The sequence below is a fragment of the Rhizobium sp. 18055 genome, assembly GCF_902706285.1.
In the GTDB taxonomy this organism is placed as follows: Bacteria; Pseudomonadota; Alphaproteobacteria; order Rhizobiales; family Rhizobiaceae; genus Rhizobium.
The window spans coordinates 1-665 of the sequence record NZ_CACSKD010000086.1 but is presented as its reverse complement, the minus strand read 5'-3'; the positions used below and the strand labels follow the sequence as shown (position 1 = coordinate 665).

Here is a 665-nt window from a genome sequence, read left to right as displayed (position 1 = left end):
GCCGCAAGCGGTGGATTGGGTGGGTTATCCTGTGCTTATCGGCGCGATGCCGTGCCGTCGGGGCGGGATAATTTCCGTCGATACAACGCGTCGCATCGACTGAATGGAGGTGGTATATGCCGAGCTTTTCTTCGTTGGGCATTGGCCTGGGCGGCAACGTCAACGTCAATGACCTCATCAAAGCTTCCGTCGATGCCGTCAAGCTGCCCATCACCCGGACCAACGGCCTGACCCAGCAGGCGGCCGTGACGAATGCGAAGGTTTCCGCTTTCGGGCAATTCAAATCACTTGTCTCCACCCTCTCCGATGCCGCCGGCAAGCTGACCAGCGTCACCGGATGGAACGGCGTGGCGGCGACCTCGTCCAGCACCGATTTCGTGACCGTGTCGGCCGTGGGCGGTGCGGCGGCGACGTCGTTCAACGTGCAGGTGCAGAACCTGGCCAAGGCCCAGTCCTCCATTTCCGATGCGCTGACGCCCGCCAAGAGCGCCGTGGGCGCCGGCACGCTGACCCTCACCACGGGCACCTGGAGCGGCACTCCCAAGACTTTTGCCGCCGGCTCGGACGCGGTCGTGAAGATCGACGTCACGGCGACCGATACGCTGGAAGACGTCGCCAGCAAGATCAACGGCTCCAAGGCCGGCGTCACCGCCACGGTGCTGACC

At 64.1% G+C, this 665-nt stretch carries 1 protein-coding gene; it reads left to right on the top strand.

Features of this window, described 5'->3' with window-relative positions:
- Positions 1-116: 116 nt before the first annotated feature.
- Positions 117-665 (top strand): flagellar cap protein FliD N-terminal domain-containing protein (locus GVL52_RS31545; protein ID WP_200847934.1); only part of this gene is annotated, 549 nt, incomplete at its 3' end.